This window comes from Acinetobacter sp. TUM15071 (genome assembly GCF_008980925.1).
GTDB lineage: Bacteria > Pseudomonadota > Gammaproteobacteria > Pseudomonadales > Moraxellaceae > Acinetobacter > Acinetobacter dispersus.
Window position 1 is genome coordinate 1 of sequence record NZ_BKGB01000019.1, and the last position, 17,432, is coordinate 17,432.

A 17,432-nucleotide genomic window follows, 5' to 3' on the forward strand; every position below is an offset into this window, starting at 1 on the left:
ATTTCAATATCTTGAGATTTTAAAAATGAGATAAGCACACTGCCAAGAAAAAACTTTTCATGATTTTCTTTCTTCCTATCTTTTATCTTCTGATTTCTTTGCTTGTATAAGTTATTGAAAGAGTTTTTGATTTCATGGTGTGCTTTTTGTTTAATTTCATCAAGAATTTTTTTATTGTAATTTTTTAGCATTCTTAATGCTATTTTTAATCTTTCATCAGTTTGAGAGAAAGGATCTTCATATCCACTAAAATCAACGATATCATTTTCAATATCAGAGCGATCACTCTTTGCGATTGTGCAGATAGAGTCCATTAATTCTTCTAATCTGTTTAATTCTAAAATTTTGTGATATTTATTTTTTAATCTTTTTATATCTTCTTCTGTAAATTGATTTACATGTTTAGATTGAATCAATTGAAGTATCAACTCATCTGAATGAGTACGTCTTGCTATCTGTCTTAAGTGTTTTTCAACTCTTAAAGAAATTTCATTCACTGTTAATTTAACTCTAGCCATTTTGAAACCATCTGTATTTAAGAAAATGTTGGTATATCACAGAGTCTAAAAAAAAATCGCCATAAGTTGAGTTTTTCAAAAAATACTACTCTTCTGTTAATTTATGGCTGTTAATAGGGGGACAGATAAAAAATCTTTTTTGCGAATGCAAAAAAGATTTTTTATATCTCGTATCCGTGTCTTTTTAAATTTCGCTTCACTCCCATTTAAAAAGACACTTCTCCTCGTGCTGCGCAGCCCTTTTAATTTTAAGTGTTTGATTATTAATGATTATATGGTGTTACTCATGTGATTTATTGGTGTTACTCATATTTTTAAAGGGTGTTACTCTTATCTAGTGAAACTGTTACACGTTTTTTGTAAACATCTTATATATTTGTTTTTATTGATAAAAACTGATATATCTTAAATTTCTGGTTCTGTTACTCTTATTTTTAGGTTTTGTACTCATGTAGTTTTATTGAAAGTATGTTTTTTGATCGAAATTTAAGTTTTTTTCATTTTTCTTCACGAAACGAATCATGAAATTTTAAAATTTTGTAGGATCCGATATTCCAATTAAATTAATATCGGAAGTAAAAATGTATTATTTTCATTTAAGTCACAACGTTAAAGGTGATAGTCAAATAAAATTGAGTGACGGTCATTCAAAGTATCGACTATCAAAAAGTGCCTATCACTATATTACTCGTACTTTATATTTTTCTAAGCATAAAAGTGAGATTGAAGAGCTTGAATATTGTGCTCCTTATCATATGCCTCAATGGGTAGATAATCATCCAGAAAAATTTTGGCATGCGGCAGATCAATATACAAGTGTGACCCGACGAACCTCATCGCATATTACAATCGCTTTGCCAAAAGAATTGGATAAAAATCGGCGCATTGAATTGTCTGAAAGGTTAATGCATGAGTTTTGTGGTCAATATAAAATGCCATGTACAATCGCAATTCATAATCATGTTGCTGCGCTGGATGGACAGTCAGAACAACCACATTTACATTTATTATTTTCAGAAAAAAGTATGCTGGATAATATTCAACGTTCCCCAGAGCAGTTCTTTAAGCAATATCGTCAGAAAAATCCTGATAAAGGTGGTGCATTAAAAATCACGGCAGATGTACTTGGATTTAGTCGTAATATATTATTTCACTATCGAACAAAAACTGAAAAAATAATAAATGAATTTTTAGAAAAATATGCACCAACCAAGATTGTAGAAATTCATGGTATTCAATTAGAAGTGAGCAGTGCAGTGTCGTGTTTATCAAATGAAGATTATAATAAAAAATATGGAACTAAATTAAAGGATGTTCCTCAAATTCCTAGGCACTTACTGTATAGCACCGATCCTGAAGATCAAGACACAGTGACAAATTATAGAAAGGAGATTCGGGAAATTCGTCAAAATAACCTATGTGAACTCTATAAAAAAGAGTATGAGTTAGCGTTGGCTAAAAAATGTGAACAGGAAAATTTGAATACTTATCATCGTGATCAATCGAAAAATCTAGATTTTGACTTTTAATATACATACATTAAAAAAATAAGGCTTGTTATATCTGATGAGCTAGTTCAATGGATTTAATCAGTCTGTGTTCAACCTGTGATTTAATCAAATGATCCGTTTATAACCTTCCTATAGACGGATCATTTGAAATTGACCTTAGTTTGATTTGACCTATTTCTTTAAATAATTTTCCATTTGTAGCTGCTCAAGTGTGTGCCATTGATAGCGCTCATGTCCTGCAAAATTCTGTTTGATATATACAATATGTTGAAGAATCCGCTTCTGATATTTCAACAGTTGTTGAATACGTAGATCATCATAATCAATATCTACACGTTGCTGCCTAAGTGCTTGATAAAAGCAGCGGCAATTGATATCCATATTTTTTAACGTTTCCTTTGATGCAGCAGGATGGAGTGGTTGGCTTAATCCTTTTACTGAATAAGATTCATGTGTGACAAAGTCGGGGCGTAGACGGGATTCTTTTGCCACTTTTAATGTTGGTTCAAATGTATTTGATTTAACCTTGATATTTTGAAATGCCTGTTGAATTGAATTTATTAACATGGATGACTGGACGCCTTGAGCAGAATTCTCCAGAGAGGGTGTGATTACGACAGGATCAGGAGTTAGGACGATCTCGTTAGGCAGATTGTTTTGCCCGTTATTCAGCGTGATGAGTTGTTTTAATTTCTTATAGTTAATCGTATAGAAATTGGTTTGTAGCCATTTGTTCTGTGCTAACTTTTCAATCACAAGAATTCCAGCTTGCTTTAACTTTGCGACAATTCGTTTAATCGTTGATACGCTATACACGCCAAGTGTAGTTTGCCATTGCTCGTAGCTATGGAACCAATACTTTTTTCCATTAAAAATTTTCCCTTCGCTATTTTCTAAACAGTAATGCAATTTCTGTAGAAAATTGGCGGCCGCAACGCCATACGCTTTTGCAAGCGTAGGCGAAGCAATTAAAGGATAGTCTCCCGAAATTAGGAGATTGTTATTCTTCTTAGCCTTAGACATGACCAGCCCCAAACAGCACACGCTGTGCGCGCTCAATCAACTTGTGACGTTGATGCGTACGGAATGCCCAGAGCGATGATAAATTATTATTTTGATTGAGCTTTGCGACTTTGAGAATTTGTTCATCATTCATTTCATGCATACATTCACGAATGATCTGATGTGCTTGTTCAAGTTCTTTGAGCAAGGAGTTTGCAGTATCAACAGCGATATAGAGGTTGGCGAGTGTCTGACGCTGAGGATTTGAAATGGATTTGCCAAGTTCAACAATTAGTTGAGAGGCTTGTTTTTTAGGTGTGCAAGTGCTTGCACCATGAAGAATTGCGTTCATAGCAGTAGTCCTAGATAAGTTTTAACACTTACCATCATTACTTCTCACGGTAATGGTGGCAGCAAGACAGGGGTGAGAATACTGAATCTAGGATCAGCCAACCTTACGGTTGCCCTGCAAGCTGCCATAACGACTGCTAAACAGTAGACAAAAAAATAGCCGCTAGTGCGACATTAATTTGCACCTAGATTGTATCAGGTTCTCACGCCTGAACACAGATTTTGCTGTGTAATACTAGGTTAGCTGGGTATACCTTAATCTGTCAACGATCCAATTCAATCTTTTTACATATCTTAACATTAAATAATTTATTGATTAACCTGAAGATATTTTTGATTGTTGACGGCTAGGGAACTCGTTGTCAGAAGTGTTTATGGATGGTGGGCATTGCTCGATTTTTATTCTTTTTCCTGCGTTGAGGACTGATCTGAATAGATATTAGATGTTTTAAGTCATAAAACTTAGAGTGATTGCTGTTAATCATGAGCTGAATTCATGATCAATTCGTCACGGCCTCAATAATATTTAAGACTTTCACTAATTCTTCTCTATCTTAAATTTGTTGAACTGGATATCACCAGAAACTGTATTGAATGTGTTCATAAAATAAGAAATCCATTCTGAATCATAGTTCACATGACTAGGTCAATTTGATTAAACCAAATATTTAAAGGTGCGGTTGGAAGATTTATTGATTTATTTTATTGTTTTATTTTACTAAAGAAGAAAAGTTCATTTTAGACCCATCCATAAAATCAAAATAAGCCAATCGATTGGTTTAATTTGGTCTAATGGGAAAAATCAACCACTTAGATTAAATTAGTTGAGTCCAAACTGATTGTCCAGAATTTAGTATTGCTAAAATTGACTAAAGCGTTGGATAAAATTAATATGGGCTCGCTGGCCTACATTGCCAGTCGGTTTTAGCAGACCGTTGATCCAGCACAGAAAATAGCCTGTCTATTTTTTGTGGACCTTCTCGTCCCCCTTTTATCTTTATGGTAGGACAGAAGGGGGACACCTTCGGGTGTGCTGGTTCCTTGGATCCCAGTCTGCTAACCCTCTTTTGTTCTGCCACCATTATTTAGCAGTAATCGGCAGAACTTCTTAAGATTCAAGGAGCTTCTCATGCTGTATCTATATCTATCTTTTCTCATTTGTGCCTCACCACCTGTTCAACCTTGTTGTGCTTTGCAACGGGGACTAGACGGCTAACTATTATTATTCGTCTGTATTAAAAAACTTTTAACAAGAACAATCCAACGGTGGATGGCTAAATCACGCCTATAAAAATAGACCTTTTTATATCTGCTGGTGATTGTGAATTGCATTGAACATGTGGGGAACAACCATGACTGAACTTACTAAACCCAAAATCATTCCAATCGAAAACCGTCCTCAAAAATCCAAACTCTTTTTAAAATGTGTGGTTTTGCCAATTGTGATCTTTCTGATTATTGCCAAAATCTTTTCCTTTGGTGCTTTTGCCTATATCTTCTTTGGCTTTGACCTGTTCTGGTTTGTGATCATTTACTACCTCTATCAATATGGAAATATATATTTCGATGGAATGACTGAGCAACTGAAACGCCAAGGGGAAACTTTTAACTATCAAAATCGTGGTGTCTGGATTAATAGTCAGGATAAAACCATCATCCTGTTTGATCAGCCGGATCAGCGCTTAGTCAAATATCCTTTTGACTATATAACTTCTGTTGGACATTACAATCTGGTTGAAGATCGCTTTAGAACCACGACTACCGTGATCAGTAACCCAATGATGGGAACCCATGTTAACCAACAAGTACATCGAACACCAATGAAACGTGAGTTTCAGGTCAATATTGGAACACGGGATCAATTTAAACCGAATTATAGTCTTAAAGTGCTGTTTCCTTGGCGTAGTCCCCAGATGGCCAGTGAAATCCGTCAACTCCTTTCGGCTGATCATTATCAATAACAACAATATAAAAATTTAAGGCAGTCAAACATGATGATTTCAAGATCGTTTATGCCATCAGTTCTGATGATGGCAATCAGTACTGTAATGCTCGGATGTGGAGGCGGTGGTTCGGGAGGAGATTCTGGTTCATCCAATAGTGGTGGAACGGAAAATTCTAATAGTGACAATACTAATCCTAAGCCAGTGACCTGCGCTGAAAGCCAATATCTGGAAGAGGATATATGTAAAAACAAGCTAGTGCAGAATATCCAGTCTTTACCATTCAGCAGCCTGATCCGAGGTCAAAGCTATCCATTATCGCTGAAGACGGATCAAGGTCTGGCAGTGACGTTTAGCAGTAACACACCCAACATCTGTAGTGTAAGTGGCAGTGAACTCAAAGCTTTAAATGTTGGTCAATGTACTCTGGTCTTGACACAGACAGGCACGGCAAAAGTTCTACCATTGAATAGCAGTATGACCGTCAATGTGACATGTGCAGCGGAGCAATATCTAGAAAATAATGTGTGTGTAACTAAGGCCAAGCAAACCATTACCCCACTTAAAATGAAATACATCCTGACGGATAGTATTTATTCATTGGATGCTGAATCCAGTGCCAAACTTCCTGTCAAAATCAATAGCCTTTCTTCAGCAACCTGTACTTATTCTAATGGTGAACTCAAAGGGATTAGTGCAGGTGCATGTACCCTTAAACTCACCCAAGAGGGTGATGCCAAAACACTGGCAGCAGAGAGTAAGACCATCAGTTTTGATGTGTTTAAAGCTTCATCTATGGGTGATGCACCCGATATCAATAACTGTTATGCAGGCAAGCTCAGTGCAAAGTTTAGAAATGAATTTTTAAATGAGCTCAATACGGTTCGTGCCTTGCATGGGTTGCCAAGTATTACATACGACTATGCCCGTGAAGATGAAATGATGCAAACTGCTCTGATTCTTGCTGCTAACAACATCTTGACCCATTATCCGGAACCCCACACAGACTGTTATTCAGATATTGGTGCTCTAGGTGCAAGAACTAGTAATCTTGAGATGGGTGTCAGAGCTAATATGTATGACAATCCGCCTGCCAACACTATCAGAAGTTTGATACATGATTATTTTAATGTTATGGCAAATAATGTAGGTCATCGTCTTTGGATGCTCAATCCTTTCTTGCAAAAATCGGCGTATGGTTCAGTCAATGCGCCATCATTCAGGGATACCCGATTCCCTTACGTTGTAGGGACTTCAATTAAAGTTGTTTACCCTTTTAATAATGCAACCATGACACCCCTCGGTGTGATTGCCTATCCCTACCACAACTATCCTGCAAAATATTATATGCCGGGTTCAATCCTCTCGATTTCAGTTTTAACAGATCAAAAGAATTTCTTTGCCAATCGCAATGTGGACTACGGCAAAGCCACTGTTGTTGTCACTGAACGAAGTAGTGGGGCTAAACAAAAGATCAGCAATATCCGCTATGAAAATATTGGTGTTCCCAACCATATCCAGTTTAATTTTGACGATTTAAAACTAAACGTGATCTACGATGTCAAACTCAGCAATGTCTTGGTGAATGGTCAGCCAAAGGAATATTCGTACTGGTTTAAAGTCGATGACAAATAAAGGATAGAAATCAAATGAAAAGATTAATGCTTCACCTTGTTGTCGCCATTAATATGGTAGTGACCAGTTCAACGGTATGTGCTGAAACCAAGAAAGTGAACCTATCAGCAGGTTTGAACTATGTTCTGTCTCAAGTAGCGAGCAAAGGAGATAACAATCAAAGTAACCATAATATGGGGATGCTTTACTACTTAGGTAAAAATGGCGTACTCAAAGATTATAAAAAAGCTGTTGAATGGTTTTCCAAGTCAGCAGCCAATGGTTATGCTCCTTCACAGTACGCATTATCAGTCATGTATCTAAATGGGGATGGTATACCACAGGATGCAGAAAAAGGCGTGGCTTTATTACAAAGTGCAGCACAGCAAGGGCAACCTGAAGCGGTCAGGCTGTATAACTCACTACAAGCTAAGGCCCAGCAGCTTAATACCACTCAAACGCCATCAGTACAAACAGCCACAACAGCCATTAAATACTATGATACATCCAAGCTTGAACCTAAGAACTTTAAGCAAGTTGTACTCCCTAACCTAAGTACAGATACCGTTGCTCGAAGTTTTTATAAAGTGACATCATCCAGAGAAAGAGAAAAAGATGATTACTGGGGAAGTGGCAAATACTACTATGTTAATAAGCCTAGCGACTTGGATGATCTCACAGACGCTGTAATCAGTATCGCACCTATTTTTATTTACCAGAATATGCAGGGGGAAGCTCGTTATTTAGTCCCAGTCGAAGTGACTTTAGCAATCGAAGGCAGGATCGAAACTTCACATGCTACACGAGGCACTTTGGAATTATATCTCTTTAAAAAATTGGACAATGGGCAATTCCAAATGATTTCAAAAACAGCCCAAGGGGGAGTTGAAAGTATTGAGGAATATGGTCGAACCTCATGGAACGCCCAAGAATTTAGAAAGAACTTACAAGCTTTTGGAAACAATATACTAGGAAGCTATACCATTGATGGTTATTACGGCAATGGTTATGGAGAAAGCGTATGGTCACTTCTTCTGTTAAATGAAGAAGGCTATATTGTTGAACAAATGTTCGAAGAAGGGAAAGTTTCAGAACAACCAGAGTATGGCTATTCTTCAGCAATCAAAGTTAACAAAAATGGACAACCATTTTATCCATTCCAGATTCATTATCAGGGAACGGATATGAACGACAATAATCGGATGGTTAAAGTAAATAAAATTTTAAGTTATCAGTATGACAGTAAGAGTAAGTTTTATTTGAAGCTGAAATAATACTCTTAAATTAGAATAGCTATATTGATGTCTATCCTCCTGTTTCTGGGTATTAGGAATTGGAGGACACTATAAGAATGAGGAGGTATCAGTGAATATTAAACCAATCAGAAATGATGATGATCTTACTAACGCTTTTATTCGTTTAGAAAGTATCTTTCAGGCAGATAAAGGTACGTCTGAAGCTGAGGAAATGGAAATTTTAGTTGTCCTTATTGAAGCTTATGAAGAGGAATATTATCCAATCAAAGTTGTAAAGAGCAGTGAGGTATTAAAAATTAAATGAAATATCTACGGCTCTTATCATTAACAAACATATTCTAAGATATGAGCAATAGTGTTACTCAAAGACAAGTATCTTTATACTGCCGTTATCTGGTTCAATATGTCGGTGTTAAGAGACAGCAGATCGTACGATCACGAGAGGAAATTGTATTACGTGAACAATGGTATCAACAAAATAAACATGCCATGCGTACGATGAGTTTGAAGGATATTCAACAAAATTCATATAACACTGTTAAAGCTGCTTAGAGGAGTCAGTGCAGTATTTGGAATCAAAGAGCGAAACTAAAAAATTTCTACAGCTTTAATTTTTTTTAAATCGTGAATTGCTAGCTTATATGCTTCTTTTTCAATCACTAACCATAAGGTCTTTACTTCATCTGAACTTATATTTAAACCACTTTCCACGGTATAAGATGGGAATTTATAACAAAATTTAAGGGCTAAATAATATACACGCCCAATACTGTTTTTTTCAGGTAAAGAGATTTTTTTTTCACCCAAAAAGGACAATACATTTTCGAAATTTGCTTGTGGTAGAAAACCAAGAATGAGCTGATCTAACTGATAATTTATTCTTTTCCAAATTTCGTATTTATCTTCATTAGACATTCCATTCCAATTAATAATTTCGTGGGCATATCTACGGCAACCTATGCAAACCTCATCCCCAAACGTAGTTGAACAACGACCTATGCATGGGGTGGTCAATATATGAGTCTTTGTTTGATGTGGTGACATAGTTCTAATTCGCAGTTGCTGAAACACCAAAAAAGAATAATTCAAAAAAACCAAAAACACAATATATTGTGTTTTATTTAAAAATATATACCATATGTAGTGTTGGTGCTTAATTCGAGCACCAGCGATGTTAAATTGATTTGATGGAATTTTTATGACTGATTTAAATGAACTTAAGAATGAAAAATCTATGGATGATAAAGAAATGTCTAATCATAATTTGCTGAAAGCAAAAGAGAATTTGGCCAATCTTGATATTAGTTTAGGTCTAGAAGAGTTAGAAGGAATTGGTGGTCGCGTGCAAGTTGATGAGAAATTTATGATCAATTGTAGATCGGATGTTAATCAACTAGTTCCTTTTAAATATGAATGGGCTTGGCAAAAATATTTGGATGGATGCTCAAACCACTGGATGCCACAAGAAGTTAATATGACTCAAGATATTACACTTTGGAAATCTGAAAATGGTTTAAGCGACGATGAACGTACAATTGTTATGCGTTCACTCGGTTTTTTTGCAACTGCAGATTCGTTGGTAGCAAACAACTTAGTTTTGTCAGTTTACAGACATATTACTAACCCAGAATGTCGTCAATATATTTTAAGACAAGCCTTTGAAGAGGCAATCCATACCCACACCTATCAATATTGCATTGAGTCATTAGGAATGGATGAAGGTGAAGTCTTTAATATGTATCGAGAGGTGCCTTCTGTTGCCCGAAAAGCTACATGGGCTCTAAAGTATACTCAATCTTTATCAGACCCTAATTTTAAAACAGGCACAGTTGAAAATGATCGCAAGCTTTTAAAAAATTTAATTGCGTACTATTGCGTTCTTGAAGGTATTTTCTTTTATTGTGGCTTCACTCAAATTCTGAGTATGGGGCGGAGAAATAAAATGACTGGGGTCGCTGAGCAATTCCAGTTCATTCTAAGAGATGAATCGATGCATGTTAATTTCGGCATAGATGTAATCAACCAAATAAAGATTGAAAATCCTCATTTATGGAATCTTGAGTTTCGCGTTGAAGTTATCCAAATGCTGGTTGAAGGTACAATGCTGGAAATCGAGTATGCAAGGGATACTATGCCTCGAGGCGTATTAGGCATGAATGCATCTATGATGGAAGAGTACCTTAAATTCATTTGTAATCGACGTTTGGTACAGCTTGGACTTCGAGAGCAGTATGTTCAGGCTAGCAATCCATTTCCGTGGATGTCAGAAATGATGGATCTTAGAAAAGAGAAAAACTTCTTCGAAACTCGAGTAAATGAATATCAAGCTGGGGGAGCATTAAGCTGGGATTAGATTTATTTTTTAAAATATAAATTAATCAATAATTAAGGTGATTCCGCTTTTAGAAAAGTTTTGCCTTCTCTTATACATCCTTTTTTATTTAAGGAAATAAACCCAATGGTTGATCAAAAAATAGCTCCTTACGGTATTTTTATTCTACGGTTTGCAACTGGCTTCGCGTTGTTAGCTCATTCTTTTTATTTGAAAATTTTTGTTTTTACTATGCCCGGAACGGTTAGTTTTTTTGAATCGCTTGGCTTGCCCGGTATTTTGGCATGGTTTACTCTTGCTGGAGAGGTGATTACAGGATTAATGCTTATTTTAGGTATTAAGCCAAGGTTGGGTGCCATTTTAGCTGCGCCTATTGTTTTGGGCGCTACTTGGGCACACTCTAATAATGGATGGCTATTTACTAATACCGGTGGTGGTTGGGAATATCCACTCTTCTGGTTTATTGTTTTAGTCTCTATTGCTCTACTTGGTGATGGTGCTTTTACTACAGTAGCAACAAATAAAAAGCATTCGAAAAAATATTAATATTTTTTCAGTTTCAAATATTTTTGTGGTTATTGTAAGTTGGTTTTAGTAATCCTAGATGATCAGAGCACATCAAATCTCAGTCTATATAGGGTGCATTTTCATCAGATATCAATAATGGAAATACATTCCTATTCGATTATAGTGTTTCTTATTCTTGGCAAGAATCTAACTCAATAAAATCTTTTAAATAGGCATGTTCTGGGTTTGAGCATGCCTTTTCTTAAAACAAAATTTTAAAAATTAAAGTGTTTAAGAATTTAGTTCTAGATATGCAGGAAATTAAATTTCACTCTCCAGTTTCTTTTCAATAAAAAACTTCGCTACAGCCTCAGATGATACATTGATTAAAATGACTGCTGAGCGAAAGTACTTAGATGAAAATCTAAGGCTGCTATGGATTTGTTAATAAATGAATACAAGAAAGGTGATATTAAGGCTGCCCAGAATTTTAAAAATCAGCTAGATGAGGCTTTGGGTAATTGGGCTACATCTGGAAGTTATGAGGTTCTTTGTGTAAATCCAAAAGCAGCAGTTGGGGCAATGGTTTACGCTATTGGCGAGTTAACTATTCCAGTTAATGCTTATGAAATTATTTCTGTAGATAAGCTAGGGAGGGCAGTAAAGGTTATTGAAACCATATTGCAACCATAAGAATATTTATTGATTTTAAGTTGTTGTAATAATTAAATTATATATAAAAAGTGATCCCATCCATCATCGGGGCGACGGAAATACGTGGCTTTAATGATTCAAGTGGTTGCATAAACGGTTCTCGGATCTGGACAAGAAAAGAAAGGGCAGCATTATACGAGTTTTGTGATCAATTCACCAATGCTCTTCCCGAGCACTTCAATTTTAACCATGAAGCGTGATATTTAAGATGTTGCGATGTCTGTTCTCTTCGTCAAAAGGTAATCAAACAAGCTAAACAACATGCATGCGAAAACGAGGCTGATTCCTGCTAAACAAGTCATGCTCCAGCCACCGTGATTCCAGGCAAAAATGCCGAGAGCCGAACCACATGCACCGCCAGTAAAATACGCTGTCATATAAATGGCATTAATACGAGACTTTGCATCAGGACGTAAACGGAAAATCACACTTTGATTGCTGGTATGGACTAAGGCGAGTGCCAACTGGATGAGTGCAAAACCAAGGATATAGCTGAACAAGACGCTTTGTCCGAAATAGAAACAGATCCAACTCACGATAAATAAACCACATCCAATCCATGTTAACTGATTGGTATAACCTTGATCGGCATATTTACCGACATACTGTGTTGAGAGCGCACCAAAGATTCCGACCAAAGGCACCATACCAATTAAAAGATCTTGAAGATGATGTGCTGAGGTTAGCAGTAGGGCAATGGTAGAATATAAAATACTGACCGCGGCAAAAGCAAAGCCGCCTGCAAGTGCACGTAAGACTAAACGTTTCTCTTGCTTTAACAGTTGCGCCATTGAAGCGAAGACTTGGCTATAATTCATTTTCATGCGCATGGCGTATGGCAAACGACTTTTTAATGCGTAGGCCAAGATCAGCATCAGTATGCCACTGACCACATAAATCACTTTCCAGTGGAATAAATTCGAAAATAAACCTGCCAGACTGGTTGAAAGTAAAATACCTACCAGCAATCCACTCATTAAGAAGCCAATCACTTCACCTGTTTTTTCTGGTTTTACCGTCATGGTTGCAAGCGGAATCAATACCTGTGCAGCAACTGAAAATAGTCCAGCCATGACCGTACCGAGCCAAAGCATAGGTAAGTTGATGGAGAAAGCACTAATAAATAGGCCAACAGCACATAACACCATCAATAAAGGAATGAATTTAGTTTTATTGACCACATCGCCCATTGGCACAATAAACAGTAAGCCCAATGCATAAGAGACTTGGGCAAAAGTCACTGTCAGTGCAGCTTGACCTTCGGTCACTGCAAAATACTGCTGAATGGAGTGAATCAAAGGCTGACTATAATAGTTGGCACCCGCACACAAACCACATGCTGCAGCCATAAACCAGAGTAATGCTTTATTTTGACTAATATCTTGGGGGGCAGACATAATTTTCTCGATCACTGATTTATGCGGTATAGGCAGTTGCTTCAACTTCGATTTGCATGCCTTCCAATGCCAAACGTGGGACAGGAATGAGCGTACATGCTGGGAAAGCATGGTTTTTCCATAAATCTTGCATGATTTGAATCAAAGCCTGATGCTTTTTAGCATCATGCTCCACTATTAGAATGCGTAAAACGGCGATATCCGTAATTTGAGCATGGACTGAAGCTAAAGCGTGTTGAATATTATAGAAGACTTGTTGTACCTGTTGGTCAAAATATTCTGAAAGCTCACCATTTTTATTTTCGCCACCTTGACCTGCGATATGAATGGTACGCATATTGGGTGGAACAATGGCCACATGACTATAGCCATTACTACGTGGATCATAAAGTTCATTCGGATTAATGATTTCAAAGGGCGGTGTGTCAGTCTGTTTCATGGCTACAACATCATGTTGAACATTGAGATGATTGAGTATCAAAGCTCAAGTTAGCTTGAGGTCAAGTGGATTTTGAAGCCAAACCAACAATAAATGACAATAAATGACAATAAAAAGCCTATTTTTTAGAATTTTAAGTTTTATGCAGATCAAAAGTTGGTTTAATTACTAAGAGTGTTTGTTTTTTGCACCAATATTGTGCAATAAAGCAGCTTTTGCTAGACAAAACCATACAAATATCACTTGAAAAAATGTCTATCTAAGTTTTTTTAACTCTTTTTGATTTTTCTGAAGTATTTACTGCCTACAATTCAGATTAATTGATAAGGAGAAATAAGCGCTCATGCTTATAACTCACTTGAGTTCTATAAATGAGCAGATAAAAAGTAGCCGAAAAGACCAATAAAAGTTCAGAGAAGCCAATCCCTCCTAACAACTGCATGATTATGATGCCGATTCAACCCATCTATCATTACTAGATAAAAGGAGTGATCCAATTTGGTGAAACGAATTTAGTGTTTTGGTAATGAGGATAAGGGCGATCAGTAGGTTTATTGAGTGAATGCCGCTTTTATCTTTCGTGTGAGAAAGGGAAATGCAAGAAAATAGATGGATTGATTATGAGAATGCTTGAGTTCTCACATTCATGGAATATGAAAAACAAGGTTTGACTGATCAAAAGGCAAACCTGCGGATCATACAAGTTAAAAATGTGAATGTGAATCATCAGTTCAAAATATAGGTATTTATTAAATAAATATTGGGTGGAAATTTAAAATACTTCCATTAGAATCCAAATTTCTACAAAGAATACTCCTGGGGGAAACATTGCTATTTGCGATGTTTACTTAAGAAAAACTAGCTTGAGGAACGCTCATGCAGATCGGAATCCCAACCGAAACTGTTGCAGGTGAAAGTCGTGTAGCGGCAACACCAGAGACAGTTAAGAAGTTGATTAACGCAGGTCATAGTATTGTCATTCAACGTGGTGCTGGTGTTAAAGCTGCATACATTGACAGTGCTTATGAACAAGTTGGCGCAACCATTACGGACGATGCTTATACAGGCAGCCAAATTATTTTGAAGGTACGTGCCCCTAAAGGCGATGAAATTCAAAAACTTGCGGCGAATACTACTGTCATAGCAATGTTTGACCCTTACCGCAATCCAGAACTAGATCAGTTTGCTAATCAGCAAGTATCTGCTTTTGCTCTAGAATTACTTCCACGTACGCTTTCTCGCGCACAAAATATGGATGTACTTTCTTCTCAAGCAAACTTGGCGGGTTATAAGTCTGTATTGTTAGCTGCGGCTGAATATCAACGTATGTTCCCAATGTTAATGACGGCTGCAGGTACTGTTAAACCAGCACGTGTTGTGATTATGGGTGTTGGTGTTGCGGGTCTTCAAGCGATTGCGACTGCGAAACGTTTAGGTGCAGTCGTAGAAGCGACTGACTTACGTCCAACAGCAAAAGAGCAGGTTGAATCTTTAGGCGGTAAGTGGCTCGATGTGCCAATGTCCGATGAAGAAAAACAACGTGCTGCTGAAGCTGCGAAAAGCGGCTATGGTTGGCAGCCGGGTGAGCAATACATCAAAGATCAAGCTGCGATTGTAGATAAAGCTGTATCAAATGCTGACATCGTAATCACCACTGCATTGATTCCGGGTCGTAATGCTCCGCGTTTAATTAAAGCTGAAACCGTTGCCAAAATGAAACCGGGTTCTGTCATTTTAGATATGGCAGTAGAAACGGGTGGTAACGTTGAAGGTTCTAAAGAAGGCGAAACAGTCACAACTGAAAATGGCGTGAAAATTTTGGGTATTCCAAACATTCCAGGCACAGTTGCAACTGAAGCATCTGCATTGTATGCACGTAACGTTTTTAACTTCCTTGAGACATTATTCGACAAAGACAAAGCCTTTGCGATCAATCAAGAAGAAGAAATCCAAAAAGCGTTACTCGTGACTCATGGCGGTCAAGTACTGCTCAAGCGCGGTTAAGGAGAGTTCTCATGGTTGAAACGATTACAATTTTCGTCCTTGCCATCTTCGTTGGTTATTACGTGGTGTGGGGTGTAACACCTGCATTACATACACCATTAATGGCAGTAACCAATGCGTTGTCTTCAATTATTGTTGTTGGCGCGATGATCCAAACAGTGGGTATGCCAGCAATTGGTGTGGATGCTAATGTTGCATTCCAAAGTGTAAACGTGGTGAGTATCCTTGGTGCGATTGCTGTGTTCTTGGCAAGTATCAACATCTTCGGTGGCTTTGCTGTAACTGCTCGTATGCTTGAAATGTTCAAGCCGAAGCAAAAGAAAAAAGAGGGCTAAGCAATGGAATTCATTCGAGACTATGCGGATTGGTTCTACCTGATTGGTGCTGTCCTCTTTATCTTAACTTTACGTGGCTTGTCTGGTCCTAAGACTGCAATTGCAGGTAATCGCTACGGTATGATCGCAATGGCGATTGCTGTAGTAACCACCTTCTTTGTTGCTGAACATCCTGTTGTTTGGATGATCGGTGGTGCAATGGTATTGGGTGCTGTCGTTGGTATCGCACGTGCGAAAACAGTGCCAATGACACAAATGCCTGAGACTGTTGCGTTGATGCACTCTCTCGTGGGTTTGGCTGCGGTATTGATTGCAATTGCGGCGATTCTGCACAACAACCAACTCAATGTTTTATTTGAACAAAATGAAGCCGCGTTAACAGCTGCTGGTGTTCAACATGCACATATGAGTTCAGTTCATTTATTTGAATTGTTTGTGGGCTGCTTCGTTGGTGCGATCACATTTACTGCATCTGTATTTGCTTACGGTAAATTGGCTGCGAAGAAATGGGCAAAAACAATTTCTGGCGCATGGGTTAAACCAGTTCAAGCAACCATCTTTATTGCGATGCTTGCATGTGGTTTCTACTTCTTCACTACAGGTAACATGACTGCATTCTGGGCAATGACTGCACTTGCACTTGCATTTGGCTGGGTATGGATTGCGCCAGTAGGCGGTGGTGATATGCCAGTTGTGGTATCACTTTTGAACTCATTTTCTGGTTGGGCTGCGGCAGGTATTGGTTTCACACTTGAAAACAATATGTTGATCGTTGCAGGTTCGCTTGTAGGTTCTTCTGGTGCGATTCTTTCTTACATCATGTGTAAGGCAATGAACCGTTCAATCATCAATGTTTTGTTTGGTGGTGCAATGGGCGGTGCAGCAGTTGCATCAGCAGATAAGGGTGAGCAAGTTCAACGTAACCACCGTTCTGGTTCAGCAGATGACGCAGGCTTCCTGATGTCAAATGCAGATAGCGTTGTGATTGTACCAGGTTATGGTATGGCACAAGGTCGTGCACAGAATGCGGTGAAAGAATTATGTGAAATCTTGAAAGAGCAGGGCGTAAAAGTTCGCTTCGCGATTCACCCAGTTGCTGGTCGTATGCCTGGTCATATGAACGTATTGTTAGCTGAAGCAGATGTTGCTTATGAAGACATCTTGGAAATGGATGAGATCAACTCAGATTTCCCAGCAACAGACGTGGTACTTGTTATTGGTGCAAACGACGTTGTGAACCCTGCGGCGAAAGACGATCCGACTTCACCGATTTATGGTATGCCGATTCTTGAAGCGCATAAAGCACGTACCATTATGGTGATCAAACGTTCTATGGCGACAGGTTATGCTGGCTTAGACAATGACTTGTTCTACAATGAAAAAACCATGATGATCTTTGGTGATGCCAAGAAAGTTGTGGAAGATATGACGAAAGCAATCAATGGTGGCGGTCACTAATCTGACCTCAATCAAGATTGTAAAAGCCACCCTCGGGGTGGCTTTTTTATT

General features: G+C 37.8%; 17 protein-coding genes and 1 pseudogene. 12 read left to right on the plus strand and 6 right to left on the minus strand.

Annotation, left to right across the window (positions count from 1 at the left end):
* Positions 1-518 (minus strand): hypothetical protein (locus GBI66_RS15955; RefSeq protein WP_151716770.1); only part of this gene is annotated, 518 nt, incomplete at its 3' end.
* A 581-nt stretch (positions 519-1,099) separates the two neighbouring features.
* On the opposite strand from GBI66_RS15955, the gene GBI66_RS15960 reads away from it, so the two are divergent.
* On the plus strand, positions 1,100-2,047 hold the full coding sequence (locus GBI66_RS15960; protein WP_151716771.1) for a MobA/MobL family protein: 948 nt from the start codon (positions 1,100-1,102) through the stop codon (positions 2,045-2,047).
* Positions 2,048-2,200: 153 nt separating this feature from the next.
* Here GBI66_RS15960 and GBI66_RS15965 read toward each other — a convergent pair whose 3' ends face one another.
* Together GBI66_RS15965 and GBI66_RS15970 are read right to left on the minus strand one after the other, a co-directional pair.
* Positions 2,201-3,052, minus strand: coding sequence for a hypothetical protein (locus GBI66_RS15965; protein ID WP_151716772.1), 852 nt, complete (start codon positions 3,050-3,052; stop codon positions 2,201-2,203).
* A complete protein-coding gene (locus tag GBI66_RS15970) occupies positions 3,045-3,383 on the minus strand; it encodes a hypothetical protein (RefSeq protein WP_151716773.1) in 339 nt (112 codons plus the stop codon). Before GBI66_RS15970 ends, GBI66_RS15965 begins: the two co-directional genes overlap by 8 nt.
* Positions 3,384-4,734: 1,351 nt before the next feature.
* On the opposite strand from GBI66_RS15970, the gene GBI66_RS15980 reads away from it, so the two are divergent.
* From GBI66_RS15980 to GBI66_RS16000, 5 genes are all read left to right on the plus strand, one after another.
* On the plus strand, positions 4,735-5,343 hold the full coding sequence (locus GBI66_RS15980) for a hypothetical protein (RefSeq protein WP_151716774.1): 609 nt from the start codon (positions 4,735-4,737) through the stop codon (positions 5,341-5,343).
* A 30-nt stretch (positions 5,344-5,373) separates the two neighbouring features.
* Positions 5,374-6,960, plus strand: coding sequence for a CAP domain-containing protein (locus tag GBI66_RS15985; protein ID WP_151716775.1), 1,587 nt, complete (start codon positions 5,374-5,376; stop codon positions 6,958-6,960).
* A 14-nt stretch (positions 6,961-6,974) separates the two neighbouring features.
* Positions 6,975-8,213 carry a tetratricopeptide repeat protein gene (locus GBI66_RS15990; protein WP_151716776.1) on the plus strand — a complete coding sequence of 413 codons (1,239 nt, stop codon included), beginning with the start codon at positions 6,975-6,977 and terminating at the stop codon, positions 8,211-8,213.
* Positions 8,214-8,304: 91 nt separating this feature from the next.
* Positions 8,305-8,499 (plus strand): hypothetical protein, encoded by a 195-nt coding sequence (locus GBI66_RS15995; protein ID WP_151716777.1) that lies wholly within the window; start codon positions 8,305-8,307, stop codon positions 8,497-8,499.
* Positions 8,500-8,540: 41 nt separating this feature from the next.
* Complete coding sequence (locus GBI66_RS16000) at positions 8,541-8,747, plus strand: hypothetical protein (RefSeq protein WP_151716778.1); 207 nt, start codon at positions 8,541-8,543, stop codon at positions 8,745-8,747.
* 36 nt (positions 8,748-8,783) lie between these two features.
* On the opposite strand, the gene GBI66_RS16005 is transcribed toward GBI66_RS16000, so the two are convergent.
* On the minus strand, positions 8,784-9,239 hold the full coding sequence (locus GBI66_RS16005; RefSeq protein ID WP_151716779.1) for a DUF1289 domain-containing protein: 456 nt from the start codon (positions 9,237-9,239) through the stop codon (positions 8,784-8,786).
* 187 nt (positions 9,240-9,426) lie between these two features.
* Here GBI66_RS16005 and GBI66_RS16010 point away from each other — a divergent pair.
* From GBI66_RS16010 to GBI66_RS16020, 3 genes and pseudogenes are all read left to right on the plus strand, one after another.
* Positions 9,427-10,548: pseudogene (locus tag GBI66_RS16010) on the plus strand (ribonucleotide-diphosphate reductase subunit beta); the annotation flags it as partial.
* 105 nt (positions 10,549-10,653) lie between these two features.
* Positions 10,654-11,073 (plus strand): DoxX family protein, encoded by a 420-nt coding sequence (locus GBI66_RS16015; protein ID WP_151716781.1) that lies wholly within the window; start codon positions 10,654-10,656, stop codon positions 11,071-11,073.
* A gap of 396 nt (positions 11,074-11,469) precedes the next feature.
* Positions 11,470-11,727, plus strand: coding sequence for a hypothetical protein (locus tag GBI66_RS16020; protein ID WP_151716782.1), 258 nt, complete (start codon positions 11,470-11,472; stop codon positions 11,725-11,727).
* A gap of 224 nt (positions 11,728-11,951) precedes the next feature.
* On the opposite strand, the gene GBI66_RS16025 is transcribed toward GBI66_RS16020, so the two are convergent.
* Positions 11,952-13,145: an MFS transporter gene (locus tag GBI66_RS16025; RefSeq protein ID WP_151716783.1), complete on the minus strand. Its 1,194-nt coding sequence runs from the start codon at positions 13,143-13,145 to the stop codon at positions 11,952-11,954.
* Positions 13,146-13,164: 19 nt separating this feature from the next.
* Positions 13,165-13,584, minus strand: a complete 420-nt coding sequence (locus tag GBI66_RS16030) for a RidA family protein (RefSeq protein WP_151716784.1) — start codon at positions 13,582-13,584, stop codon at positions 13,165-13,167.
* 876 nt (positions 13,585-14,460) lie between these two features.
* Here GBI66_RS16030 and GBI66_RS16035 point away from each other — a divergent pair.
* The 3 genes from GBI66_RS16035 to GBI66_RS16045 are packed head-to-tail and all read left to right on the plus strand — an operon-like array spanning position 14,461 to position 17,381.
* Positions 14,461-15,588 (plus strand): Re/Si-specific NAD(P)(+) transhydrogenase subunit alpha, encoded by a 1,128-nt coding sequence (locus tag GBI66_RS16035; protein WP_151716785.1) that lies wholly within the window; start codon positions 14,461-14,463, stop codon positions 15,586-15,588.
* A gap of 11 nt (positions 15,589-15,599) precedes the next feature.
* Positions 15,600-15,923 (plus strand): proton-translocating transhydrogenase family protein, encoded by a 324-nt coding sequence (locus GBI66_RS16040; protein ID WP_004655717.1) that lies wholly within the window; start codon positions 15,600-15,602, stop codon positions 15,921-15,923.
* A gap of 3 nt (positions 15,924-15,926) precedes the next feature.
* The gene (locus tag GBI66_RS16045; protein ID WP_005184817.1) at positions 15,927-17,381 is read left to right on the plus strand and encodes an NAD(P)(+) transhydrogenase (Re/Si-specific) subunit beta; all 1,455 of its coding nucleotides are present in this window, start codon (positions 15,927-15,929) and stop codon (positions 17,379-17,381) included.
* The last annotated feature ends 51 nt before the right edge of the window (positions 17,382-17,432 follow it).

Excerpts from the sequence above, each read along its gene's own strand:
- GBI66_RS15960 (WP_151716771.1), top strand. The coding sequence starts at position 1,100 with ATGTATTATTTTCATTTAAGTCACAACGTTAAAGGTGATAGTCAAATA.
- GBI66_RS15965 (WP_151716772.1), bottom strand. The coding sequence starts at position 3,052 with ATGTCTAAGGCTAAGAAGAATAACAATCTCCTAATTTCGGGAGACTAT.
- GBI66_RS15970 (WP_151716773.1), bottom strand. The coding sequence starts at position 3,383 with ATGAACGCAATTCTTCATGGTGCAAGCACTTGCACACCTAAAAAACAA.
- GBI66_RS15980 (WP_151716774.1), top strand. The coding sequence starts at position 4,735 with ATGACTGAACTTACTAAACCCAAAATCATTCCAATCGAAAACCGTCCT.
- GBI66_RS15985 (WP_151716775.1), top strand. The coding sequence starts at position 5,374 with ATGATGATTTCAAGATCGTTTATGCCATCAGTTCTGATGATGGCAATC.
- GBI66_RS15990 (WP_151716776.1), top strand. The coding sequence starts at position 6,975 with ATGAAAAGATTAATGCTTCACCTTGTTGTCGCCATTAATATGGTAGTG.
- GBI66_RS16000 (WP_151716778.1), top strand. The coding sequence starts at position 8,541 with ATGAGCAATAGTGTTACTCAAAGACAAGTATCTTTATACTGCCGTTAT.
- GBI66_RS16005 (WP_151716779.1), bottom strand. The coding sequence starts at position 9,239 with ATGTCACCACATCAAACAAAGACTCATATATTGACCACCCCATGCATA.
- GBI66_RS16015 (WP_151716781.1), top strand. The coding sequence starts at position 10,654 with ATGGTTGATCAAAAAATAGCTCCTTACGGTATTTTTATTCTACGGTTT.
- GBI66_RS16020 (WP_151716782.1), top strand. The coding sequence starts at position 11,470 with ATGGATTTGTTAATAAATGAATACAAGAAAGGTGATATTAAGGCTGCC.
- GBI66_RS16025 (WP_151716783.1), bottom strand. The coding sequence starts at position 13,145 with ATGTCTGCCCCCCAAGATATTAGTCAAAATAAAGCATTACTCTGGTTT.
- GBI66_RS16030 (WP_151716784.1), bottom strand. The coding sequence starts at position 13,584 with ATGAAACAGACTGACACACCGCCCTTTGAAATCATTAATCCGAATGAA.
- GBI66_RS16035 (WP_151716785.1), top strand. The coding sequence starts at position 14,461 with ATGCAGATCGGAATCCCAACCGAAACTGTTGCAGGTGAAAGTCGTGTA.
- GBI66_RS16040 (WP_004655717.1), top strand. The coding sequence starts at position 15,600 with ATGGTTGAAACGATTACAATTTTCGTCCTTGCCATCTTCGTTGGTTAT.
- GBI66_RS16045 (WP_005184817.1), top strand. The coding sequence starts at position 15,927 with ATGGAATTCATTCGAGACTATGCGGATTGGTTCTACCTGATTGGTGCT.